At 34.8% G+C, this 23310-nt stretch carries 25 protein-coding genes; 8 read left to right on the plus strand and 17 right to left on the minus strand.

Annotated elements, in window-relative coordinates; genetic code table 11:
• Window positions 1-98 precede the first annotated feature (98 nt).
• The 3 genes from GSB9_00585 to GSB9_00587 all read right to left on the minus strand — a co-directional run bounded on the left by GSB9_00585 (window position 99) and on the right by GSB9_00587 (window position 3820).
• Window positions 99-1832: a prolipoprotein diacylglyceryl transferase gene (locus tag GSB9_00585; protein ID UKM64038.2), complete on the minus strand. Its 1734-nt coding sequence runs from the start codon at window positions 1830-1832 to the stop codon at window positions 99-101.
• A 332-nt stretch (window positions 1833-2164) separates the two neighbouring features.
• A complete protein-coding gene (locus tag GSB9_00586) occupies window positions 2165-2830 on the minus strand; it encodes an FAD-binding oxidoreductase (protein ID UKM64039.1) in 666 nt (221 codons plus the stop codon).
• A gap of 72 nt (window positions 2831-2902) precedes the next feature.
• A complete protein-coding gene (locus tag GSB9_00587) occupies window positions 2903-3820 on the minus strand; it encodes a mechanosensitive ion channel family protein (protein UKM64040.1) in 918 nt (305 codons plus the stop codon).
• Window positions 3821-4034: 214 nt separating this feature from the next.
• Here GSB9_00587 and GSB9_00588 point away from each other — a divergent pair, with 214 nt between their 5' ends.
• A complete protein-coding gene (locus GSB9_00588; protein UKM64041.1) occupies window positions 4035-4427 on the plus strand; it encodes a hypothetical protein in 393 nt (130 codons plus the stop codon).
• 100 nt (window positions 4428-4527) lie between these two features.
• Here the strand turns inward: GSB9_00588 and GSB9_00589 are convergent, their stop codons facing one another.
• From GSB9_00589 to GSB9_00592, 4 genes are all read right to left on the minus strand, one after another.
• Window positions 4528-4728 (minus strand): CsbD family protein, encoded by a 201-nt coding sequence (locus GSB9_00589; GenBank protein ID UKM64042.2) that lies wholly within the window; start codon window positions 4726-4728, stop codon window positions 4528-4530.
• Between the two features lie 165 nt (window positions 4729-4893).
• Window positions 4894-5322, minus strand: a complete 429-nt coding sequence (locus tag GSB9_00590; GenBank protein UKM64043.1) for a peptidylprolyl isomerase — start codon at window positions 5320-5322, stop codon at window positions 4894-4896.
• A 188-nt stretch (window positions 5323-5510) separates the two neighbouring features.
• Window positions 5511-6134 carry a hypothetical protein gene (locus GSB9_00591; protein UKM64044.1) on the minus strand — a complete coding sequence of 208 codons (624 nt, stop codon included), beginning with the start codon at window positions 6132-6134 and terminating at the stop codon, window positions 5511-5513.
• 122 nt (window positions 6135-6256) lie between these two features.
• Entirely contained in the window at window positions 6257-6817 is a 561-nt protein-coding gene (locus GSB9_00592) for a DUF4251 domain-containing protein (protein ID UKM64045.1), read from the minus strand.
• A gap of 111 nt (window positions 6818-6928) precedes the next feature.
• On the opposite strand from GSB9_00592, the gene GSB9_00593 reads away from it, so the two are divergent.
• Window positions 6929-7753, plus strand: coding sequence for a DUF1853 family protein (locus GSB9_00593; protein UKM64046.1), 825 nt, complete (start codon window positions 6929-6931; stop codon window positions 7751-7753).
• Window positions 7754-7764: 11 nt separating this feature from the next.
• Here GSB9_00593 and GSB9_00594 read toward each other — a convergent pair whose 3' ends face one another.
• From GSB9_00594 to GSB9_00600, 7 genes are all read right to left on the minus strand, one after another.
• Window positions 7765-8157, minus strand: coding sequence for a hypothetical protein (locus tag GSB9_00594; GenBank protein UKM64047.1), 393 nt, complete (start codon window positions 8155-8157; stop codon window positions 7765-7767).
• Between the two features lie 97 nt (window positions 8158-8254).
• Window positions 8255-8674, minus strand: coding sequence for an OsmC family protein (locus tag GSB9_00595; GenBank protein UKM64048.1), 420 nt, complete (start codon window positions 8672-8674; stop codon window positions 8255-8257).
• Between the two features lie 12 nt (window positions 8675-8686).
• The gene (locus tag GSB9_00596) at window positions 8687-9517 is read right to left on the minus strand and encodes a dienelactone hydrolase family protein (GenBank protein UKM64049.1); all 831 of its coding nucleotides are present in this window, start codon (window positions 9515-9517) and stop codon (window positions 8687-8689) included.
• A gap of 335 nt (window positions 9518-9852) precedes the next feature.
• Window positions 9853-10899, minus strand: coding sequence for a glycosyltransferase family 9 protein (locus GSB9_00597; GenBank protein ID UKM64050.1), 1047 nt, complete (start codon window positions 10897-10899; stop codon window positions 9853-9855).
• Between the two features lie 76 nt (window positions 10900-10975).
• Complete coding sequence (locus GSB9_00598) at window positions 10976-11821, minus strand: DMT family transporter (GenBank protein ID UKM64051.2); 846 nt, start codon at window positions 11819-11821, stop codon at window positions 10976-10978.
• Window positions 11811-12725: an EamA family transporter gene (locus GSB9_00599; GenBank protein UKM64052.1), complete on the minus strand. Its 915-nt coding sequence runs from the start codon at window positions 12723-12725 to the stop codon at window positions 11811-11813. Before GSB9_00599 ends, GSB9_00598 begins: the two co-directional genes overlap by 11 nt.
• 78 nt (window positions 12726-12803) lie before the next feature.
• Window positions 12804-14363, minus strand: coding sequence for a DEAD/DEAH box helicase family protein (locus tag GSB9_00600; GenBank protein UKM64053.1), 1560 nt, complete (start codon window positions 14361-14363; stop codon window positions 12804-12806).
• Window positions 14364-14579: 216 nt separating this feature from the next.
• Between GSB9_00600 and mgrA the strand changes: the two genes are divergently transcribed.
• Entirely contained in the window at window positions 14580-15593 is a 1014-nt protein-coding gene (mgrA, locus tag GSB9_00601) for an L-glyceraldehyde 3-phosphate reductase (protein ID UKM64054.1), read from the plus strand.
• 31 nt (window positions 15594-15624) lie between these two features.
• On the opposite strand, the gene GSB9_00602 is transcribed toward mgrA, so the two are convergent.
• Window positions 15625-16296 (minus strand): hypothetical protein, encoded by a 672-nt coding sequence (locus GSB9_00602; protein UKM64055.2) that lies wholly within the window; start codon window positions 16294-16296, stop codon window positions 15625-15627.
• A gap of 798 nt (window positions 16297-17094) precedes the next feature.
• Between GSB9_00602 and GSB9_00604 the strand changes: the two genes are divergently transcribed.
• The gene (locus GSB9_00604) at window positions 17095-17652 is read left to right on the plus strand and encodes a biopolymer transporter ExbD (GenBank protein ID UKM64057.1); all 558 of its coding nucleotides are present in this window, start codon (window positions 17095-17097) and stop codon (window positions 17650-17652) included.
• Here GSB9_00604 and GSB9_00605 read toward each other — a convergent pair whose 3' ends face one another.
• Entirely contained in the window at window positions 17653-17979 is a 327-nt protein-coding gene (locus GSB9_00605) for a hypothetical protein (GenBank protein UKM64058.2), read from the minus strand.
• Window positions 17980-18089: 110 nt separating this feature from the next.
• Window positions 18090-20066 (minus strand): dehydrogenase E1 component subunit alpha/beta, encoded by a 1977-nt coding sequence (locus tag GSB9_00606; GenBank protein ID UKM64059.1) that lies wholly within the window; start codon window positions 20064-20066, stop codon window positions 18090-18092.
• Window positions 20067-20203: 137 nt separating this feature from the next.
• On the opposite strand from GSB9_00606, the gene GSB9_00607 reads away from it, so the two are divergent.
• Genes GSB9_00607 through GSB9_00610 form a run of 4 tightly spaced genes read left to right on the plus strand, consistent with a single transcriptional unit; the run spans window position 20204 to window position 23305 of the window.
• Complete coding sequence (locus tag GSB9_00607; GenBank protein UKM64060.1) at window positions 20204-21154, plus strand: isopenicillin N synthase family oxygenase; 951 nt, start codon at window positions 20204-20206, stop codon at window positions 21152-21154.
• A 17-nt stretch (window positions 21155-21171) separates the two neighbouring features.
• Window positions 21172-21501: a translation initiation factor gene (locus tag GSB9_00608; protein UKM64061.1), complete on the plus strand. Its 330-nt coding sequence runs from the start codon at window positions 21172-21174 to the stop codon at window positions 21499-21501.
• Window positions 21502-21504: 3 nt separating this feature from the next.
• Window positions 21505-22446, plus strand: a complete 942-nt coding sequence (locus GSB9_00609; GenBank protein ID UKM64062.1) for a DUF1835 domain-containing protein — start codon at window positions 21505-21507, stop codon at window positions 22444-22446.
• On the plus strand, window positions 22436-23305 hold the full coding sequence (locus GSB9_00610) for a nucleoside phosphorylase (GenBank protein UKM64063.1): 870 nt from the start codon (window positions 22436-22438) through the stop codon (window positions 23303-23305). Before GSB9_00609 ends, GSB9_00610 begins: the two co-directional genes overlap by 11 nt.
• The last annotated feature ends 5 nt before the right edge of the window (window positions 23306-23310 follow it).

Below are 23310 nucleotides of genomic sequence, written 5' to 3' on the forward strand. Positions count from 1 at the left end.
ATAACATCATATATTCGTCTAAAATACAAAGTCTATTTTTATGTGTCCAGAAAGCTCGTGTTTGATTGTTCTGCAACGCTATTATTGATTTCAAATTATTATTTTGTTTTATTCCCAAAGCGATAGTTTAGTGAAAACACAAATTTTCCTGAAGCTTCGTCATCCAGAGATGAAAAATTGTTTTCCTTAAAAACATACATGAGATTAACGCCCAACTGATCGGTAAGCAATGCTTCTGCAGAAACAAAATCGGAATCTAAATTCCAGATATGGCCATATCTAAAACTATAGTCTTGACTAAGCCCCAATGCACTACCTATGCTTGACCTTGAATATAATGTTGGATACGCTGATGGCATCATAAATCCGTAATTATAATCTACATCCAGGTATTTTCTTTGCCCAAACCTCAAATAAAATTCAGGCCTAATATAATAGTCTTTCGGGCCATCTTCTACATCGCCTATATCTATAGTTTCATCTTTATTAATGTGTAATTTGCCTAGTTGTAACCCCAAGCCACCACCTATCCATTTACCATCCCACTTCATATAAGGGTTTACCGCAAAAATAAATTCAGACTGCGAATCATTCGTTTCTAAAATGGTGCTTTTAATATTACCTCCGGAAAGATTAATTCCCAAAGTCTTGGTTTTATTGCCTTCTATGGTAACCTGTGAATACCCTGCTCCCGCTATTTGATAGACCTGCTTGAAGTGAGCCGTCGAGTAAGACGTATTGCTTGTTCCACAAGCATTTTGTGTTTCTTGTGGGTTAAATTTCACCTCATTTATGAAATTACCTAACGAGCTGCCAATATCTATACGGTTATATTGCTTAATTTTAGATGTTTGATTGGGTATAGTTTGGGCCAGTACATAAAAAGGAGCGAGTAGTAATACAGCAATGAGTTTACGTTGGTTTCTTAATCTAGTATCGGTAAAAAGATAAAATAACGATAGTATAATGCCAGGGACGAACATGATCCAAACCACGTTGAACTCGAAAGCATTAAGTAGGTTTCTGAAAGTGTATATGATAACCGATAGGGTGACAATATATATAAATTCTGCATGGATATACGGTGAGTTTTGGCGTCCTTTTGTGATTTCTGTTTTAGCTCGTTTTTCATAAAACCATAACACCACAGCTAATAGTAGCCCTAAAATTAACATGCCCCATTGGTAAGACCATATACCTAAATAATAGGCTGTACTAAATTGCGATACACTGTGGTCTCTGAAAAATTCAACTCCAAATCGCAGGGTAAAGATTAAGGACAGAGCAAACAGCATGGCACTTAAATTCTTTTTCCATAAATTATTGGTTTTCCAAACCACATAACCGATTACAAACAAGGTTAGGCTTTCGTATAACTGAACGGGGTGTACTGTTAATGAGAGTATGGAGTCATTTGCAATACCGTTAGTGAACCAGTGGTTAAAATGCGCATGGGTTCCGACAGGGTATTGTATTCCTAATGAACTATCAAAAGGAAGGCCGTAGCAACACCCATTAAACAAACAGCCAAATTTTGCAATACCTATAGCTATTGGTACTAGCCAAGCAAATAAATCTAACATAGGCCTTTTAAACCCAAATAAGCGCTGCGAAATTAAAAGTCCCATTAAACCAAACAGCAACCCGCCTATTGATGATCTATTATTGAACTCAGGTGTCTTTATGTTTATTACGTTAACCCAATCCTCTATTGGAATTGTAAAAAGCCTAGTACCAATAACCGTAAAAAGAGTAATGGTAGTAAACATGAGCAATACTGATCGTAAATGATAACTGCGCTTTATGCTTTTGTAAACAACTATAAAAAGCATAAAAACAAACGTTAAAAGATAAAAAAACTGATAAAAAGCCTGGGGATTATCTACTGAAATAGCCATGACGAACGAATAGATTATAAATTAGACATTTTTTAGTGAAACTAGTATCTATAAATAAGTTTATAGTCCTATATATTCTTTGAACGACTTTTTCGGATATAAGCCTACTATTTTGGGGAGATGTTAAACGTCATTAAAAGCCATTTGAAAGATATCTCCATTAAATTTAGTTTTTTTATTTTAAAGTAAACTTAATTTTTACAAAAAAACGCCTCGGTTTTTACTGAGACGTTTAAATCTTTTTTTAATATGTTGTAAAAACTTTACTATTGCTCCACAATCAACTGTGATTTAGGCAACCCCATTTTATAAAGGTCAGACTCTACTGCTTCCATCATAGCTGGTGGGCCACAGAGATAAACAGGCTTGGATACTTCTAGGCTGTGTTTTTCCAAATACTCTTTGTTAATAAGACCGTGCGTATAGTCTTTATGGTCTTCTTTTGAAAGAATAACATGAAGGTTATCACCCAACCAAGCTTCCAAATTTTTCTTGTAAATAATATCGCGTTCTTCATGATTACTAAAAAAAAGATGGTTGCCTTCTAATTCTCCTTTTTGTTTTAAATCTTTTAAGATGGCAAGAAAAGGAGTTACCCCTGCTCCACCTGCAATAAACGAGCCTTTGCCTTTATATTTAATGGCACCCCAGCTATCACCTATCAACAAATGGTCGCCAATCTCTAACTTTTCAATTTGCTCCGTTACACCACTATGGGATGGGTAAACCTTTATGGTAAACTCCAATTCATTATCATCGGGTAAATTTGTGAAAGTAAAAGGTCGTTTTTCTTTTTTCCAACCAGGTTTATCTATAGAGACTTCTGTGGCTTGACCGGGAGTGAATTGGTAATTTTTCGGTTTGTTAGTAACCAAATGCAAGACATTATGATTTATATGTTCAATTTTTTTAAGTGTGACTTTATGTTCCATGATTGTTTTAAAAATTTTTTGATTATAATGAGCTCATAATTTAAAGCATCATCTTCATTCCTCCTAAATTATTTATGAATTTGTATTGTTTCCAGAATCTTGCATTACACGTAACGGAATATTATCTTCGTTACCATAAAGCTTAAGTTCTTTAATGTCAGCCGGCAAATTAAAACCTCTGTTCTCTAAAGTTTCTTTTATTTCCCTAATAAGATTACCACGAATTATAATAGCGGATTTTCTATAATCGAAAGTATCTACCCAAAAGTATATTTTAAGGTTTACCGTGCTCACTGCCAGTTCGTCTTCAAATACAAAATTATCGTGTTCTTTATCGTGAACGATATAGATATTTTTATCCAAAATGTCTTTAATGATTTTTTTAGCTTCTTCGATATCATCTTCATAACCAATACCAACGACAAATTCATTTCTAAAAAAGCCATCGGCAGTATAGTTTTCTACAGGTTTAGTTAGTACATCGCTATTGGGCACATAAATATCACGCCCGTCAAAGGTTTTTATATGCATGTACCTAAAGTTTAAACCTTTAATTTTTCCGAAAAAATCACCAACCTTTATCGTGTCGTTAACATTAAACGGACGGTTAAATGCCAAAATAATACCTGCTAAAAAGTTTTTACCAATATCCTGAAATGCAAATCCCAATACTATGGCCGCACCTCCGGCAGCTGTTAAAATACCCGTAGCAACACCATTTAAACCAGCAATTCTTAAGGCAAGCAATACGGCGATAATAATAAGAACCAACTTAATGGCTTGGGCTAAAAACCTTGCCATTAAAGGATCTTCAGCCTTTTTTAAGATGCGTTTCTTATAAATATTTGTAATGAGTTGGGCGATTAAAACCCCTAAAATTACCACCATAATACCAAGGGCAATTCTTGGTAATAGCTCAATAAAACTTTCATAATAAGTCTTTACTGAATTGGTAATAACGTCTGTTGTAGATTGCAATGTTATCATCATAAGCGTATTTTGTTGTTAATGATTTATTACTGGGTTAAAGTTTGGCTACATCAACATTCAACTTAAAACTCGTTAGGGATAGTGCTTTCATTTAAAATGATGTATTAAAATAAATATAAAAATCGTATGAGCCAATTTGTTTTCTAAATTATGCTTATTTTTAGTTAGTAAGTGCTTCTTATAAAATTAAGTTAGAAATTAAAAACTATTGATTATGGGCGTATTTAGCGATGACAGTAGAGAAATTACCTGTATTTATAACGGTAACGATAAGACAGACAAACAGACCTTGGCGTATTTGAAAGCCTCAAAAAAGGACTTGTTATCAATTGATATAACTAAGCAGCAATTAACGGGAACACAGTGGGTAGAGCTTTCTTCTCGGCTGGAAGTCAATTTGCGCGAGATAATTAATGAAAATGAAGTGGATGGTGATATTAACGACTTTGATATAGACGATTGCATTACCATTTTAAGAGAAAACCCTAAAGCCCTTAATGGCGCTATTGTGTTTATTAAATATAAAGCCAAACAGATAAAAAACCCATCAACCGTTTTGGATTTTATAGATGGAGACTCTGGAAATATACCGAAACCTTATAAATAATAGATTTGAAAAAAAATAACTCCAAAGTACTAGCTAACACTTTGTAAAGTGAAAAATCCCGTTTTTACGGGATTTTTTGACCTAAATAGATCAGTAAAAATTAGAACTTCAATTCATTTAAAAACTCATTAACGCGTTCTTTTGTTTCACCAGTACGCTTTTGGATTTTTCCTAATAACTCATCTTCCTGACCTTCTTGGTAATCTAAGTCATCATCGGTTAGTTCACCCCATTTTTGTTTTAATTTTCCTTTAGCAATATTCCAATTGCCTTTTGCTTTATCTTGCCATGGATTATTCATCATTATGTATTTTTTTAAATTTATATAAACCACTATCGGTTTATTATCTATAATATAACATTTCATAATCTAAAAAACAAAGGTTTTGCCACAAAACATGCCAATATGGTATAAAAAAAACGCCTCAGCAAAAACTGAGGCGTTTTTTTTATATATAGTATTTGCTTATTTAATAGCAACCAATTCTAGGTCAAAAACTAAATCTTGTCCTGCTAAAGGATGGTTAGCATCAACTACAATATGATCTTCGTTTACTTCAGAAACTCTAAACTGTTGCTCACCACCATCTGGTCTTGAACCTACCAAAGCCATACCTACTTCTGGTTTTATGCTTTCAGGAAGTTGGTCTTTTGCAACTTTTTGGAACAATTGATCGTGTACTTCGCCATAGGCATCTTCTTTAGCGATGGTTACTGTTTTCTTTTCGTTTACAGCCATGTCAACCAATGCTTTTTCAAAACCAGGAATAAGTTGCCCTTGGCCTAATTGTACTTGTAACGGTTCTCTTTCTACAGAGCTGTCAAAAACCTGTCCGTTTACCAATTTTCCAGTGTAATGTACCTCTACTGTATCATTAGCTTTTACTTTACTCATAATATCTTTTTAAATTATAAATTGATGCAAAGGTAGGATTCATAAAACGGTTAAAAGAATTATTTTGAATTTCTTTGACATTTTGGTTATTTAATCTAAAAATGTTTAGTAAAAAACATAAAAAAGTAACAAAAAACGCCAAAACTTTAAAGTTTTGGCGTTTTTTTAAGTATTGAAGATATTCAAATTTAATATTCTGCGTTTTCTTTTCCCAAAATAATATCGCGGTGCGCTACAAATAAACCTTCTTTCTTGTCAAGTTTAAGAATTCGGTTTGGATTTGTAGCCTCTATTCTTTCGCGGCACTTGTCTTTTAATAATGGGTCGTTATCAAAAACAAAACTCTCAATAGCATATTCTGGTTTGCCAGGTTCTTTTAAAATAGGTAAAATTTGCCTTAATTCACTGCCATAAATGTATGAACCCGGCACAAACGTATAGAATGTATATTTGCCATTTTCATTAGTTCTTATCCAGCCTCTGTGGCGTACATATCGTTTTTTATTTTCTCGTTTTAATTCAAAATTACCATCTTCATCAGCCTGATGGATAAAAAGCAATACGTTTTTTGCAGGTGTTATACCATCACTTTCATAAATAGTACCCGTAATTTTTAACTTGGTAGTTCTCGAAGCAAAATCTGGGATGGTATCTACATTATTAAGCTGCTTTTCTTTGTAATCGTAAATAGGGCTACGCTTTTTAAAGTTTGAAGGCTTTTCATCTAAAACTTGAGCAGTTTCTTGAGCTTTAACAGATTGATTACCGATAAATAAACCAACTAAAATAGCGAAAGTGAATATTGTTTTCATGGGGACTTAATTGTTTAATACATTCAAAATTAAACAACTATACCCATTGAAATAAAAAAAATCGTTTGAAGCCTAAATTTTTACGATGAATAGATAAAGTACAATTTTTTACTTTTATTGAATTACTCTTTATTTTTTTCAGAAATTAAGCTAGCTGTACCAGAATACCTAATGGGAAATCGAGAAACTCCGTTAAGTACCATATTGGTTTTTAAACTTGGCGAAACAGCTATTAAAACATTAAAACGTTCGCGGTTACTTGTCGCGCTAAACGAAATATTGTAGCCATGGTTTTTGTTTTTTTCAACTTTATAATTTTCCATAAGGCCTTTAAATTGAATGGCGCTATCCATGCCTCCATAGTCCACTTGCATTTGGCGTTCACCAAAGTAAGGTAAGTGTGATGTAATACTATCACCTTTTATCTTTAAAAAATTATAATTACCAACTAAACTAATATTGGCGGCATTATCACCGGGCAACATTAAACCAGAATTCATAACCTGCTGCATAGCCATAGTGGCCTGAGGGTAGGCCCAATCGGACTCAATTGTAAAATCCCTTTTGTTCACTAATTCGTTAAGTGTTGCGAGTTCAGCTTCCGATGGCGGATTTTTTGATACACCGCAAGACAAAAATAATATCATGACCACTATCCCCCATTTAAATTTGCTAATTTTCATAATGTATTTTCTTTTACAAGTAAGTTACAAAATACGTTCCATAATCGCCTAAAAACAATTCAATTTTAATGCTTTTTAAAATCGAAAAAAAATCATGTATTTTCGTTATTGATGGATTTAAATTATAAGGACATACAACTTCAATTTCAAGGATTTTTGAATACACCCCAACTCTGGAAAAATGATGATGTTTTTGGCTTAGACCAAATTTCGCTTCCCTTAGTTCCTGATTTTATTTTTAACGAACCGCTACCTAATAATTTAAGATTAGGAAAACGGGTTGAGCGTTTTGTGGGTGCAGAATTAAAACGCCATAATTCAATTACTATATGTTGCGAAAATGTACAAATCCAAAAAGAAAAGACCACCTTAGGAGAGTTGGATTGTATTCTGAAGTTTGAAGAAACTCCTGTTCATTTGGAAATTGTTTATAAATTCTATCTCTACGACCCTAAACGCAACGGAAATGCCCTCGAACATTGGATTGGTCCAAACAAACGGGATAGCTTAGTTAAAAAACTGAACAAACTAAAAACCAAACAACTTCCCCTACTCTACAATCCATACACAGAATCTATGTTAGAAGCCTTAAATCTACATGTCGAAGACATTAAACAGCAGGTCTATTTTAAGGCTCAATTGTTTTTGCCCTATAAATGTGACACTAATGATTTGGCCGAATTAAACCCGAACTGTGTTTCTGGATTTTACATTCATTTTGAAGCCTTAAAGCATTTTAAAGACTGTAAATTTTACATACCCAATAAATATAATTGGCTCATTGAACCTATAAATCTGGTCGACTGGATGAACTACATTTTATTTGAGGAAACAATGCAGATTTTTTTTGAAAAAAAATCTGCTCCCTTATGCTGGGTGAAATTTAAAAATGGAGAGATAAAAAAGTGTTTTGTTGTTTGGTGGAACTATACATAAAATTTGTAAGGCTACTTTTTTTCTGTTTTGTCGGTTTTGCTTTTAGCCTTAACAACCTGAAGGGGCTGGATGCTGGGTTTAATCCTTTTATAAAGATTTAATTGTTGTCTTGTGAGTATATTGGCCATTTCACCTGTTTCAGTAACTCTAAGTTTATAAATTAAATCCAGCATCACCTCTCCTGAAAAACGCTTTCTTATATTTTTTTCACGAATTAAAAACTCTTCTACCTTTTTCTGGAAAAGCAAAGGTTGCTTTCCGTTTAAAGCAAGTTCTTTGTTATAACGCATTGTAATTTTCTTGGCTATATCTTCAAGTGCTTCATGGTCGTTCTGTAAATAAGGGTCTTGCGCATTGATCTGCAATGCCAAAAGACAAAGTATTAAGCTTACTAAATATTTCATGTTGTTTTTCTCTTTTAATCTACTTATTATAAAATAGTAATTTTACTGCGGAAAAACAAACCTTTAAATTTAAACCATAAAGCACTTAAAAATTTAATCAAGCTAAAGTAACCTGTAATTCGATATTAGTATTCAATAGTTTAGAAATTGGACAAACTTCTTTGGCTTTATTCGCTATTTCTTCAAATTTAGCACTATCAATTTCTGGAACATCTCCTGTTAAATCGAGTAAAACTTTCGTAACACTACCGTCTTCAAAAGTTACTGTAGCATCAACATTTAGGCTGTTGGGTGTAAAACCTTCTTCGCCCAATAAAAAGCTAAGCTGCATGGCAAAACAACCGGAATGCGCGGCACCAACTAATTCTTCAGGGTTTGTGCCTTTTTCACCGTTTTCAAATCGGGTATGGAACGAGTATGGAGTGTTTTCGAGTACCTTACTTCCAGAAGTTAATGTGCCTCCACCTTCTTTTCCACTTCCTTTCCATTCGGCATGTGCTTTTCTTGTAAATTTCATAATTATAATTTTTTAGTTAAACGTTTCATTTAATAATTCTTTTAATGCTTCCCAAGATTTAGCATCTGCTTCGGCATTATACTGTAAAGGTAATTTAAATTTTTCGCCCAATGCATCAGCCCCTTTGCTGGTAAAGGCATGCAAAGCATCTGGGAATTCGATATACTTATAATCAGCATTTATACTATCCATAGCGCTTTTAAACGCTTCAACACTTTCCTTTGGAATAAATGGGTCGGCACCACCATTGGCTACCAAAACTTTAGCTTTTAGCTTATCATTAGGCATTACGGGTAATTGAACCCCACTATGGAAAGCTGCTACAGCATCAATATCTTTTCCGGTATTGGCCATCGTTAGTGCCATGCTTCCTCCAAAGCAATAACCAATTACTGCGATATGGTCTGGGTTTACCGATGCAGCATTTTTTAATACGTTTAAAGCCGCATCAAATCTTGCTGAAGCCAAAGTTACATTATTTCTCACTACACTTGAAAATTTACCTGCATCCTCGGGGTGTGCGGCTACTTTTCCATCTCCATACATATCTATGGCCATGGCCGTATAACCTAATTCGGCAAGCATATCGGCACGTTTACGCACATAATCATTATGCCCCCACCATTCGTGTATTACGATAATGCCAGGCCGTTTTTTGTCTAAATTTTTATCGTGAACAATGTAACCATTCATAGTTATTGAATCAGAACTATAGGTAACTTCTCTAGCTTCAAGTTCAACCTCTTGGGTTTTGAGTTCTACTTTTTCGGAAGATTTTTTTTGGTCTTTGCAGGATACCATCAACCCCGAAACAATAATTAAAGTTAAAACGATGTTTTTCATGTATTTAAGCGTATTATTTAAATGGCAATATCAATAGTCTTTTAATCTGTTTATTCAACAAATAATTTACTGAAATGAACTACCTCCAAGGCAAGGCCAGAGTGGTATTTCGATCGTTTTGTTTAGAATTTACAATTAAAAACGGAAATTCTACATTTAGATTCCCATTTTCACGGGAATGACAATTTCAACGGAAACCCCAACGCAAAGCGTCGAGGAATTCTTTTGCAAAAATAAAACAGATGCTTATTTATGTAATCCTTTACCAACTTAATATATTTTGAAGAGTTATCAAAATAATTAAGCTTTTATTGAAGATGTAATATTGGGCTATATTATTTTAGAATATTATCAATTGCGGTCATCCAATCGTTTATGGACGTTTTTTCGGTATGTAGTGCTAAACTGCTATTCCCATATGGCCCATAAACATTAGGGTTGGTGCGCGAAAAGAACCCTACAGTTGGTGTAAGCGATGCGCTGGCCAAATGCATAACACCATTATCTGCTGCGATAAATATTGAAGTGCTTTTAATAATGGCTCCCATTTCTCGAATATCTTGGCTGTAAAAATTGGGCGCTTTAAAATTTATTTTTGAAATATTTTCAATGGGAAGCATTTCAATAATGTTGTAATCTGGGTAGTTTTTTAAAAGTCTGGCATAGAACATTTCCCACCAGCTTTCAGAATAGCACTTGTGCCCCGTTGCATTGGTATAAATACAAATTGTTTTTTTCCTATTTTTTGTGATCTTATCGAGAATAAGCTTTCCGTTGGCTAATTCATTTTCATCCAATTTAATATTTAAAAGCGGTAGCGGTGCATTGTTTTTTTCGACACCTATTTTATCCAAAAAATAGCGAAGATTATAAATTGGATATTTTGAAATATGCTCGTAATCGTCGTGCTTTGATGTAATATTTTCATGCACATCTCCAAAAACTTTCAGTTTGGCTCTAGACAATGCCGTTAACAACCTTCCGGATGAAGAATCTTTATCACCATTGATAACCAAATCGTAACGTTTCGCTTTAATCTTAAACCAAACCGCAATGTATTTTAAAATATTACTAAATGGTTTTTTAGGCAACTTTATAATTTGATTAATACTTTTGTAGTTTTGAAATACGGGGTGCGCCACACCTCCCTTTACAAACAAATCGATTTCACAATCTGGAAAAGTAGTCTCGACCTCCTGCACAATGGGCGTTAACAATAATTGATTACCCAGCCTATGGTTGGGACGTATAATCAGCACTTTTTTTATATCCGCTTTAGTAACCGACCCTTTTTTAGGTTCTTTATACGAACTTCCAACACCTTTGGTGATGTTGTGCATTATTCGTCTTCGAATACTATTTACGCGTCCTGAAACTTTCATATTTTAAAAATGCTCATTTTAAAAGTGAGCAAAAATACAAATACCAATCATGCTGGACAAGGATTAAGTATTGGTCTTAGCGTTTAAATTTCGACTTATACCAAACATTAAGCACCATGCCACCTATAATTAAAGTAATGCCAAGCAAACTCCAAAAGGTGTAAACTTCATTAAAAACCGAAATACCTATTAAGGTTGTAAAAATAACTTCTACATACTTTATGGGTGCAATTAAATTGGTACTTGCCGTTTGAAACGCTTTGGTCATAAATATTTGTCCAAAATAACCAAAAACACCTAAACTGAAAAGGAATATCCATTCCGTGCCTTGTGGTGTCACCCAGTGTCCAATAGATAGTACCCCACCCAAAACAGTGGCTATTACCATAAAATAATTAACAATTACAACAGGGTGCTCGCGATTCCCAATTTTACTAATTATGATATAAACCAAACCGCTTAAAACAGAAGCAATAAGCACCAATATGAGTCCTTTGGTATTCAACTCACGATCCAAACCTTTGAGTACTAAAACTCCAATAAATGAAATGGTAAAGAACACCCACTGCCAAGGCCTTACACGTTCGCGTAAAATAAAAACAGCAAAAATAGCGGCAAAGATAGGTGCGATATACCTCAGTGAAACTGCTGTGCCCACCGATAGGTATTTAACCGACATGAAAAACAGCAACATAGATGTAGCGCCTGTTACCGAACGAAGGATGAGCAAAGCGTTATTTTTACCAATAATGGGGATTTTGTTTTTTATCAAAAAACCGAAGGTAAAAAACAACGAACTTAAAGACCGAAAAAAAACAATTTGATACGAGTTTACGTTGCTTAAATATTTTACCGTGGCATTCATGCAGGCGAAGGCCATGGTACTAATCAACATATATTTTATGGCTTTTTTAGCGTCCAATATTTTTAGGTTTTGTAATGCGGTTGGTGTTGATAAAATAAACCCCTGTAAGTAAAACGATGGCTGCCAAAACAGATTGGCCCGTTATGGTTTCATCTAAAATATACCAACCTAAAATTAAGGCTATAATAGGATTTACATACGTGTTAGTGGCAACTTTTTCGGGTGATACTTCCTTTAACAGAAAATTAAAGGATGTAAATGCAATAATACTTCCAAATACAACAAGCAAAAACATAGCCCATAATACATCGCTACTCCATGCCGTTGGCGACGACCAACTTTCATTAAAACACAAGCTTGCAAACCCTAGCATTATTCCTCCAAAAAGCATTTGGTAACCTGTATTAACAAAGAAATTTGATGGTAAATTGGCCTTTCCGACAAATAGACTACCATACGCCCAGCTTATCATGCAAACAAAAATCATTAACATGCCTGTAATTTGTCCGTCTTGACTGATAAGCTGTTTTTGGCTTACCAACAGGTAAATGCCAAAAAACCCTAAAACAACACCTATATAAGCCATAGATGTTATTTTTTTTCCTTGAAGAATACGCATTAAAACAAGAACGACCAGAGGTTGTGCCGAAATCTCAAGGGCTGCAAAACCGCTATCGACAAACTTTAAAGCCCAAACCACTACACCGTTACCAAAGGTTAAGAACAAAAAACCGGCGATAACCGTATTTTTTAGTTGCTCTCGGGTTATAGAGATATTGACTTTTAACAGTTTTGCAATAAAAAAAATTAATATGCCCGCAACTGAAAATCGAATGGCAGCCAATTTTAAAGGAGGTAGTTCTGAAACTGCAATTTTGTTTAACAGATAGGTTGACCCCCAGATAACATAAATCGCAAAAAATGCCAGTGCAATAGTTAAGTTTTTACGAGTAAGCCCCATAAATGGTTGTTTTACGGCATTAAACGGTAAATATAAACCTTATTTAAAGGCTTTAGAAATATGTGCAAAATGTTTTAATTAATCCTCTGGTGGATAGCCATGGATTTCTTCAAAAACGTCATCGAAATTTGAGCGCAGGTACGAATTGAGTTTTTTTCTGTAATCACCCTTAAGCCATTCTACAAAGTTATAGGTGCTTTTACTAATACATTTTGTATATCGGCCTATTCTGAAGTCTATATCATCACCTAACATTTTAGCCAATCCCAATGCATCATAAACATCTTCACTGTTTTCAATACAAATTTTAGCATGTTGCTCAATAGAACGTTCTAAAACCACTTTTGATGATTCACCATTGCGTATTGAGTCTACATAAGTTTTTTGAATGTCGAAATAAACTTCTTCTGAATTTGAAAACTCAGCTCGCAACTCATCGGGCATTTCATATCTAAAATTACTTTCAAGTTCTTCATCACTTAATATAGAATCCAAATAATAAGTTGGTGATTTAAAGATACGCTGCCAATCAAGATCATCGCCCCATGGTCCAAACCTGTGGAAATTGTTTCCTAAATCGATTACCGTAAAGGTTTTTTTGTCTTTTAAAATACGAGAACCACGACCAATCATTTGGTAGTATAAGGTCAACGATTTTGTGGCCCTATTTAAAATAATACTTTCAACCGACGGTTCGTCAAACCCTGTTGTTAAGATGCTTACCGAAGTTAAAATTGCTCCAGGCGTTTTCTTAAACCATTTTAATATTAGGGCACGTTCTTTTTTGGTATTGGTATTATCGAGATGCGCAATAGGGTAACCGGCTCTTCTAAACGTATCATAAACGTGTAACGAGGTTGTAATACCGTTATTAAAAATTAACGTTTTCTTTCCTTTTGAGCGTTCTTCATAAGCTTGCATCAATTTTGAAAGCATATCGTCGGCTGTATATAAGTCTTCAGAAGATTTAACAGTATAATCGCCATTGGCACCTACTACCAAAGAGGTTAACCCAACATTATAAGTAAACATTTCGGCACGAGCCAAAAAACCATTTTCTATAAGCGATTCTATACTTTCACCAACTATCAATTCGTCGTAGTTATCGGTCATTGGTAATTCAATGCTCGAACTTAAAGGTGTAGCAGTTACCCCTAAAATAAAGGACTGACTAAAGAATTTGAAAAGCTTTGTAAACGAATTGTAGTGCGCCTCATCAATAATTACCAAACCAATATCAGAAATATCAAGCTTATCGTCATTTAGTCTGTTGTTTAAAGTCTCAACCATAGCCACAAAACAACTATATTCGGCTTGGTCGTCTAGGTTTGCCTTACTGTCAACCACCTTATTGACCACTCCAAATTCAGTTAACATACCTGAGGTTTGCTTGCACAACTCTATACGGTGCGTCATCACCAAAACTTTCTTTTGGTGATGCTTGAGGTATTGCCTAACAATTTCAGAGAAAATAACGGTTTTTCCACCACCTGTTGGTAACTGGTACAGTAGATGATAATCTTCTGGCGATTCTTCAAATGCCGTAAATATTTTGTCTATCGCTCCCTTTTGGTAACTGTATAGTTTTTTCCCTTCTGAGCGCTCTTCTAATTCTAATTCTGCTTTTGTAACGGACATACCTTAAATTTTGCAACGTGCAAAAATAACATCTTTATAGGGTTTATCAAGTTTCTTAGCATTAAAATTATTAAGTGATATCAACAATTGCTATTATTTACCTAATTTTAAAACCCTGTTAAGTTTTTTTTGGTGAAATTTTAGATTTTATAAATGGTAATTAAATAGCAAGCTCTTTTTGAAATTTATATTTTTACCAAAATTAAATTGACCACAATGCAGATAAACGATAAATCGGAAGTAAAAAATTATTTAGCAGACCCTCAGCGCTATGACGCTATGACTTATAATAGAACAGGGAACAGTGGTATACTTCTTCCTGCATTATCTATAGGCTTATGGCATAATTTTGGTTTTGTTGATAGTTTACAGAATGGTCGCGATATTTTAAGGACCGCTTTTGATTTGGGCATTACCCATTTTGACCTTGCCAATAATTACGGCCCACCGTATGGCTCGGCAGAAGAAAACTTTGGAACGATTTTTAAAAATGACTTTAAACCTTACCGAGACGAACTTTTTATTTCCAGCAAAGCAGGTTATGATATGTGGCCTGGACCATATGGAAATTGGGGTTCGAGAAAATATTTAGTATCGAGCTTAGACCAAAGCCTAAAACGGATGGGTTTGGAATATGTCGATATTTTTTATCACCACCGTCCAGACCCCGAAACACCTTTGGAAGAAACCATGGGAGCGTTGGCCGATATTGTGCGCCAAGGAAAAGCACTGTACGTAGGTATTTCTAACTACCAGCCCGAGGATACTCAAAAGGCAGCTAAGCTTCTAAAAGAAATGAAGGTTCCATTTATTTTGCACCAAGCTAGATATTCGATGTTTGATCGTTGGGTTGAACAAGGGCTTTTAGATGCCTTAGAAAAAAATGGTGTGGGCTGCATAGCCTTTTCTCCTTTGGCACAAGGAATGCTTACCGATAAATATTTAAACGGTATTCCTGAAGACTCTAGAGCGGCAAAAAACTTGAGCTATTTAGAGAAAGAAACTGTAACCAACAATATTAATAAAATTAAGAAGTTGAACGCTTTGGCTAAGGAACGTGGACAAAAATTATCGCAAATGGCCATTGCTTGGATTTTAAGACAACCGCAAGTGGCGTCTGTATTGATTGGTGCCAGTTCATCCAATCAGTTAAAAGATAACGTAAAAGCACTTGATAATTTAAGTTTTACTGACGAAGAATTAAAGTTGATTGATATGGTTGTTGGTTAAATCTAATATTTGTACCATCGACAAATCAAAATCATTCTTTCACAATAATCACTGTCACTTTTACACCAGATGAAAGTCCCCAAATGCGCCCAGTAATAACCTTGTCTTTATCGTCTATTATTCTGTACTGCGCAGTATTTGGTATTAACGAACCTTCGTTAAGTGCCAAAAACTCAATTTTGTTTAAACCTTTCTTTAATTTTATTTTAACGCCTTTATATGCATTAGAGAGCAGTTCTCTACTTTTTATAAAATCATCATCCAGTAAAACACCAAGTAAGTCGCCATCTTCCCTCCCGCTATCTCTGTATTGCACTACAACATATTCTGAAGTGGTTGTGTAATCGCCCCAATAAGCATCTTCTTTTAACCCGGCATATTCACCATGCCCTTCAGGTAAAAACTCCTTTTCTATTTTATCTAATTTTTTAGTGTAAAGCTCTCCTGGGTTTCCAAAGTCTTCTTCAGGAAACATAGAAAACTCTTTTTTAGGCATTTCTAATTTAGGGGTTACTTTAGGCATGTTAAATTCAAAATCTGATTGCTTCTCAATGGTTTTTGATGGGGTAATTGGACTAGCATCTATAGAATCGGTTTTGGATTCAATAGCAGGAATGCCTATTGATTTTTTTCTACTATCGATTTGGGCTTGTGCTAATATTGATGAAAGTAACAATGCCAATAAAAGAATATAAGGTTTCATTAATCTTATATGTTTTTCGTTTGAAGGGCTAATATTCAGTTTCAAAGATATTTTTTTCTTTTAAAAATCTTAGCCCTATTTAATCTTTTATGAAGATTTTAGCAATAACCATACCTAAACTTATCATACTTCACAAATCGTTAAAATAATGGTGAATACCGGACGAATTTGTTAAAAACTGTTAATTTATTACTATGTAATGCATAGTACTGTAACAAAATCATTCTTCTGTCGTCTATCTAGTATAATCAATCAAAAACAACAGTTATTTATTAATCAATCAAAAAATTATAATCATGAGAACTTTAAACAGCAATCAATTATCAGACACTTTAACTGGCACAAAAAGCCATGAATGGAATACTAAAAGACGTTATAGATAAAACGGATTTTTGACCAAACACTTAGATCAATCAAAATTTCATTAATCAATCAAAAAAAAATATAATCATGAGAACTTTAAACAGCAATCAGTTATCAGGCACTTTAACTGGCACGAAAAGCCACGAATGGAACACTAAAAGACGTTACAGATAGTAGCGTCTTTTCCTCAAAACACTTTCATCAATCAAAATTTTAATCCATCAAAATAATGAAACCTTTTAACAAAATAACCAATCGGATAAACCAAATTACCCAAGAAAATCTCTACTCAAACAAGCGCATCGTTGCATACCATAATCTTAATTATACGGTTTGGAGTGGCGCCAAACGTTACGCTCATTAATTTGATAACGAATAATTTATGGTATCGTTTTTGTGATTTAAGTTTTTATTAACATTTTAAAAACTATAATCATGAGACATTCAAAATTAATTCCAGAGGTCAATGCCGGCTCTATGGCCGACATTGCTTTTTTATTACTGATTTTCTTTTTAGTAACTGCAACTATTTCTTCTGATGCAGGCATTAACCGTACACTGCCCGCAGAATGCCCTCCCGGAGTGGATTGCAGTAGTATTAAGCCAGAACGTAATATTTTGCGTATTGTAATTAACAATAATAATGATATTTTAGTTGAAAATGATATTGTTGAAATAGAAGATTTAAAAGACCTTACCAAAGCATTCTTAGATAATAATGGCGATGGCTCTTGTAATTATTGCAACGGGGAACAGCTTAGTTATGCATCCGATAACCCCAAAAAGGCAGTAATTTCACTTCAAAACGGGCAACAAACAACCTACGGACAATACATTGCGGTTCAAAATGAATTAACAAAAGCTTATTATGAATTACGCCAATTGTATAGTTTAAACATCCTTAAAAAGTCTACAGACAACCTCTCGGACAAGGAGTTAAAACAAGCAAAAACTGCTTATCCTTTTATACTATCAGAAGCTGAAACAAAATAGTTAATCTGCTTTGGGAATCCCGTACTCTATACAAACCTTTTTTTTGCCCCACTTTTTTGCTGCTTTTACGTCTACACCCATGTAAATATCAATGCGATTCACCCATTTGGTATGCATTTTATCTTTAACCCACCATATCCCCTTTAAACCTTCAATTTTAACGGGGGTATTGTGCTTTAAGCCTTTATTAAGCAGGTTTCTTGAAACAGCTATATAATTTAACCCTGGTTTTAAACTGTCTCCAAAGGCTGTAATATTGGGGTCGGAGTCGGTTTGATATGCCAACGAATTGTATGCCGTTGCGGTAACATTTACAGAATCCCAAATATAATTATCCTCAAAACGCTTATGTCCATTGCAACTAAAAAGCACTAAAATCGTTGTAATTAAAAGAAATCTCAAAATGAAACCGTTTAGCTAAATATAAAAAGAAAAAATTAGTAGGCGACCAATTTCAGTAATTCGCCTTCAAACCGGCTTTTTGATAGATACCGTTCCTCTAAAGCACTGGCAAACGGAATGGGTGTTTCCAGGCTAGCGACACGTTTAACTGGGGCATCTAAATATTCAAAACAATGCTCCATAATCAAAGCTGAAATATCACTAGCTATGCCTCCAAACAACGAATCTTCTTGAAGGATGATACACTTTCCTGTCTTTTTTACAGATTTATAAATTGTTTCAGTATCCAAAGGTTGAAGCGTTCTTAAATCAATAATATCGGCAGAAATATCAGGGTGTTTTTCTAAAACCTCTAAAACCCAATGTACTGCTGCGCCATAGCTAACAATGGTTATTTGGTTACCTTCTTCTAAAAGGGCAGCTTTGCCAAAAGGCAAGGTATAATAACCCGTCGGTACTTTTTGGCGCACACTACGGTATAACCCTTTATGTTCAAAAAACAAAACGGGGTTAGGATCGTTAATAGCCGTAGCCAAAAGCCCTTTAGCATCACAAGGAAACGCTGGGTAAACCACTTTCAAACCTGGCGTTTTTGTAAACCATGCTTCATTGGTCTGTGAATGGAACGGTCCAGCACCTACGTCGCCACCGCAAGGCATTCTTATGACCACATCGGCATTTTGCCCCCAACGGTAATGCACTTTAGCCAAATAATTTACAATGGGGTTAAATCCCGAACTAACAAAATCTGCGAACTGCATTTCAACTACACTTTTTATACCAGCAACAGAAAGCCCCATGGCCGTTTCAACAATTCCAGATTCACAAATTGGCGTATTTCTAACGCGATCTTTTCCAAAGGTTTCAACAAAACCTTCGGTAATTTTAAAAACGCCACCATACTCGGCAATATCCTGCCCCATCAAAATCAAATTGTTATGGCGCTCCATACTTTGCTTTAAGCCTTCGGAAACCGCATCCACAAATCGGATTTCAACACAATCCGAATTCTTATTAATTTCTTGGTAAAAAAACTCTTGAAACACATCATTTAACTCATTAATTTTGTTGAATAATATTGAATCTTCATCAAAAGAAACTTCTAAATGCTCATTGATTTCTTTTGAAATAGAAGCTTTAATAGTCTCTACTTCTACAGAATCCAACAGGTTGTTTTCCTTTAAATAATTTTCAAAATTTACAATAGGATCTTTGGCTTCCCATGCCTCTATAAGCGATTTCGAAACGTATTTGGTGCCACTTGCCTCTTCATGTCCGCGTACTCTAAAGGTTTTAAACTCCAACAATACAGGACGCGGGTTTTTACGAATGCTTTCGGCAATAGCCTTCACTTTACTGTAAACCTCTAAAATATTGTTACCGTCAATAATATGGGATTCCATATTGTAGCCTAGAGCTCTATCGGCCAAATTTTCGCATTGGTATTGCTCGTTTGTTGGGGTGGAAAGTCCATAACCATTATTTTCAATGCAAAATAATACGGGCAATTGCCAAACTGATGCAATATTAAGGGCTTCGTGAAAATCGCCCTCACTTGTACCGCCCTCTCCAGTAAACACAGCTGTAACCTGATTTTTATTTTTCAATTTTGAAGCCAAAGCGATACCGTTAGCAACCCCCAATTGAGGCCCTAAATGCGAAATCATACCAACGATTTTGTATTGTTGCGTTCCAAAATGAAACGACCTATCGCGTCCTTTGGTAAAACCTGAAGCTTTGCCCTGCCACTGCGAAAATAAACGGTACAATGGTATGTTTCGTGTTGTAAACACCCCAAGATTTCGGTGCATGGGCAAAATATACTCGTCGCTTTGCATAGCCATAGCGACGCCTACAGAGATAGCTTCTTGCCCAATACCTGAAAACCATTTGCTTAGCTTTCCTTGCCGAAGTAAAACAAGCATTTTTTCTTCAATCATCCTAGGCTTTAATAGGTTTTTATAAAGCTCAAGCATTATGGCTTTGTCCAAGTTGTATGTTTTGTAATCCATGTCTAAACCAAAATGATTCCCTCTATCAAATATACCATAAAAAGGCTAATAGACTGTAAACTTATACGTATTCTAATGTATTAGATTTTACAATGTTTTTGTACATTTGTTTTTACCACTCACGAAAATTAATCCGTATGAATACAATACCAAGTGTTGATTTAAAAGACTTCCTTTCTAATGATTCCAATAAAAAACAATATTTTGTTAGTGCCATTGGAAAAGCTTACGAAGAGATTGGTTTTGTTGCGCTAAAAGGTCATTTTTTAGATGACAAATTGGTTGAGAAGCTTTATGCCGAGGTCAAGAATTTTTTCAACCTTCCGTTAGAAACGAAGCAGAAATATGAAATCCCCGAAATTGCAGGTCAGCGTGGTTATGTTTCCTTCGGAAAAGAAAGCGCAAAAGGCAAAAAAGAAGGTGATTTAAAAGAATTCTGGCACTTTGGACAGTACGTTGAAGATAATGATAAATTAAATGCCGAGTACCCCAAAAATCTTGTAGTTGAAGAACTGCCAGAGTTCAACAAAGTTGGAAAAGAGGCCTATAAAATGCTGGAAAAGACAGCAAGATATGTGCTTCGGGCATTGGCATTGCACATTGGCCTAAAAGAAAGCTATTTTGACGGTTACATTCATAACGGTAATTCTATTCTGCGCCCAATTCACTATCCACCAATTAAAGAAGAGCCTAAAGAAGCTGTACGTGCAGCAGCACATGGCGACATCAATTTAATTACCCTTTTAATGGGTGCTCAAGGCAAAGGCTTACAAGTTAAAAACCACAAAGGCGAATGGATTGATGCTATTGCCAAATCCGACGAACTCATGATAAATGTAGGTGATATGTTGTCTAGGCACACCAACAACAAACTTAAATCTACAATACACCGTGTGGTTAATCCTCCAAAAGAACTTTGGGGCACCTCGCGGTATTCCATTCCGTTTTTTATGCATCCGATAAGTGATATGAAATTGGATGTCTTAGAGGAATGTATAGATAAAGAACACCCAAAACTTTACGAAGATATTACGGCCGGTGAATTTTTAAATGAACGGTTGATTGAACTTGGCTTGATAAAAAAATAGTTCAAAAAAGCAATAAGATGGATTTAAAAGACCAGTTAAAAAACTTGTTCCCCGAACATGTTGAAGAGGAAAACACTTCTGAAACACCAAATGAACCCAATATCTGGATACAGGACGACCCCATAATTTGTAAATACGAAAAACGAAAAGGCAAACCTGTTACCATTCTTGAGGGATACAATGGAGCCCAAGAAGATTTTAAAATTCTCTCCAAGGAAATTAAAACAGAACTTGGTGTTGGCGGTAGTTTCAAAAACGAAAAGGTTATCATTCAAGGCGATTATCGCGATAAAATTATGGAAATTCTGAAAGGAAAAGGATTTAATGTAAAACGTGTTGGCGGCTAAAACATGGAAAAAACGCCCCTTCATATTACCAATGGTAGTGTTTTAACTAATTATTTGAAAGAATTAGAAGTTAAAGGCGAAATCTTAACATGGCAAGAAATGCTGTGCGAAGGGCCAACCATTGAGCATATTGACTCCCCTGAATTTTTAAAAGTTAGAAATGCATTTCTAAGTGATTTTTACGATGTAGAGGTCAATACCAAAGAGGTAAAACAAGAGTTGGAAAAACTTAACGATTCTGAAAACTACTCTGAAATTGTGCTTTGGTTTGAATACGACCTGTTTTGCCACATCAACATGGTTGCCGTTATCAGTCTTATTCAACAAAAAAAGATAGATTTACCGGTGTATTTGGTCTGTAGCGGACGCATTGAAGGCATTAAAGGACTCAAAGGGCTTGCAGAGTTATCTTCAAAAGAATTAAAAGCCCACTATAAATCTAAAAAGTTACTCAACGAAGACGACATAGAAATGGCCACAACCATTTGGGGTGTTTATTGTGGCCTAGACCATAATTTATTAAAGCCTTTTATTGTAAAATCTTCTTCATTTGATTATTTGAGTAATTGCTTAAAAGCACACCTCAAGCGTTTTCCTGATTCTATAGATGGTCTCAACACCCTTGAAAGAAACATACTGGAAATCATTAATAAATACAGTATTACTTCAAAACACCATTTATTAGGATATGCCTTAAATTATCAAGGCTATTATGGTTATGGAGACCTCCAATTGTCTCGTATTATTGACCAACTCGATGTGTTTTACGTTATTAGTGACAATGGTTTGGAATTAAACCGAAAAGGCCATGAAGCGCTACTGAAACAACAAAATTTTTCCCTTGAAATTGATAATAACATGGTTTTTGGTGGTGTAAAAAAAATAGATTTTTTATTCAGTAAAAAGAAAAATAAACTCATAAAATCTGTGTTTAATGCCAATTAAAGAATCCGAACTTATTTTAAACCCCCATGGTAGCATCTATCATTTAAATTTAAGACCCGAGCATGTTGCACAAACCATTATTTTAGTTGGAGACCAAGATCGAGTTAAAAGAGTGAGCTCTCATTTTGATGCCATTGAATTTAAAACCCAAAAACGGGAGTTTAAAACTCATACCGGGACATACAAAGGAAAACGGATTTCAGTAATATCGACAGGTATTGGTCCTGATAATATAGATATCGTTTTAAACGAATTGGATGCTCTTGTTAACATTGATTTTATAAGTAGAAAGGTAAAAAAGCAACTTACCAGCTTAAATATTATCAGAATTGGAACTTCTGGTTCTTTGCAAAAAAATATTCCTGTTGATTCCTTTTTGGCAAGTCAATTTGCCCTAGATTTAAATGGTTTGTTGCACGCCTATCAAATCCATTCTATTTCGAACCCAGATATAGAACAAGCTTTTATCAAGCATACCAATTGGAGCAAAGCTAAGTCACAGCCTATTGTAGTGGATTGTAGTAAAAAACTATTCAATAAGTTTAAAAATAGAGAAATACATAACGGGCTAACTGCAACGGCAGGAGGTTTTTATGGACCACAGGGGCGTGTACTTCGGTTAGAAATTCAAGATGCCGATTTAAATTCTAATATAGATAGTTTTCATTATAACAACATAAAAGTCACTAACTTAGAGATGGAGACTTCTGCCATTTATGGTTTGGCAAAACTTTTGGGCCACGAGGCCATTTCTTTGAACGCCATTATAGCTAACCGACCTAACGGAACTTTTAGCAAAACCCCCAAACAAACGGTGGATGACTTGATAACATTTACCCTTAAAAAATTAGTAGAATAAAATTA

The organism is Flavobacteriaceae bacterium GSB9 (assembly GCA_022749295.1).
GTDB lineage: Bacteria > Bacteroidota > Bacteroidia > Flavobacteriales > Flavobacteriaceae > Flavisericum.

What these genes read in the sequence shown, in the direction of transcription:
- GSB9_00591 (UKM64044.1), bottom strand. Translation starts at nt 6,134, where the DNA reads ATGAAAACAATATTCACTTTCGCTATTTTAGTTGGTTTATTTATCGGT.
- GSB9_00608 (UKM64061.1), top strand. Translation starts at nt 21,172, where the DNA reads ATGGATTTAAAAGACCAGTTAAAAAACTTGTTCCCCGAACATGTTGAA.
- GSB9_00609 (UKM64062.1), top strand. Translation starts at nt 21,505, where the DNA reads ATGGAAAAAACGCCCCTTCATATTACCAATGGTAGTGTTTTAACTAAT.
- GSB9_00590 (UKM64043.1), bottom strand. Translation starts at nt 5,322, where the DNA reads ATGAGTAAAGTAAAAGCTAATGATACAGTAGAGGTACATTACACTGGA.
- GSB9_00600 (UKM64053.1), bottom strand. Translation starts at nt 14,363, where the DNA reads ATGTCCGTTACAAAAGCAGAATTAGAATTAGAAGAGCGCTCAGAAGGG.
- GSB9_00610 (UKM64063.1), top strand. Translation starts at nt 22,436, where the DNA reads ATGCCAATTAAAGAATCCGAACTTATTTTAAACCCCCATGGTAGCATC.
- GSB9_00599 (UKM64052.1), bottom strand. Translation starts at nt 12,725, where the DNA reads ATGGGGCTTACTCGTAAAAACTTAACTATTGCACTGGCATTTTTTGCG.
- GSB9_00589 (UKM64042.2), bottom strand. Translation starts at nt 4,728, where the DNA reads ATGAATAATCCATGGCAAGATAAAGCAAAAGGCAATTGGAATATTGCT.
- GSB9_00607 (UKM64060.1), top strand. Translation starts at nt 20,204, where the DNA reads ATGAATACAATACCAAGTGTTGATTTAAAAGACTTCCTTTCTAATGAT.
- GSB9_00593 (UKM64046.1), top strand. Translation starts at nt 6,929, where the DNA reads ATGGATTTAAATTATAAGGACATACAACTTCAATTTCAAGGATTTTTG.
- GSB9_00592 (UKM64045.1), bottom strand. Translation starts at nt 6,817, where the DNA reads ATGAAAATTAGCAAATTTAAATGGGGGATAGTGGTCATGATATTATTT.
- GSB9_00587 (UKM64040.1), bottom strand. Translation starts at nt 3,820, where the DNA reads ATGATGATAACATTGCAATCTACAACAGACGTTATTACCAATTCAGTA.
- GSB9_00595 (UKM64048.1), bottom strand. Translation starts at nt 8,674, where the DNA reads ATGAAATTTACAAGAAAAGCACATGCCGAATGGAAAGGAAGTGGAAAA.
- GSB9_00585 (UKM64038.2), bottom strand. Translation starts at nt 1,832, where the DNA reads ATGCTTTTTATAGTTGTTTACAAAAGCATAAAGCGCAGTTATCATTTA.
- GSB9_00586 (UKM64039.1), bottom strand. Translation starts at nt 2,830, where the DNA reads ATGGAACATAAAGTCACACTTAAAAAAATTGAACATATAAATCATAAT.
- GSB9_00597 (UKM64050.1), bottom strand. Translation starts at nt 10,899, where the DNA reads ATGAAAGTTTCAGGACGCGTAAATAGTATTCGAAGACGAATAATGCAC.
- GSB9_00602 (UKM64055.2), bottom strand. Translation starts at nt 16,296, where the DNA reads ATGAAACCTTATATTCTTTTATTGGCATTGTTACTTTCATCAATATTA.
- mgrA (UKM64054.1), top strand. Translation starts at nt 14,580, where the DNA reads ATGCAGATAAACGATAAATCGGAAGTAAAAAATTATTTAGCAGACCCT.
- GSB9_00606 (UKM64059.1), bottom strand. Translation starts at nt 20,066, where the DNA reads ATGGATTACAAAACATACAACTTGGACAAAGCCATAATGCTTGAGCTT.
- GSB9_00596 (UKM64049.1), bottom strand. Translation starts at nt 9,517, where the DNA reads ATGAAAAACATCGTTTTAACTTTAATTATTGTTTCGGGGTTGATGGTA.
- GSB9_00604 (UKM64057.1), top strand. Translation starts at nt 17,095, where the DNA reads ATGAGACATTCAAAATTAATTCCAGAGGTCAATGCCGGCTCTATGGCC.
- GSB9_00588 (UKM64041.1), top strand. Translation starts at nt 4,035, where the DNA reads ATGGGCGTATTTAGCGATGACAGTAGAGAAATTACCTGTATTTATAAC.
- GSB9_00594 (UKM64047.1), bottom strand. Translation starts at nt 8,157, where the DNA reads ATGAAATATTTAGTAAGCTTAATACTTTGTCTTTTGGCATTGCAGATC.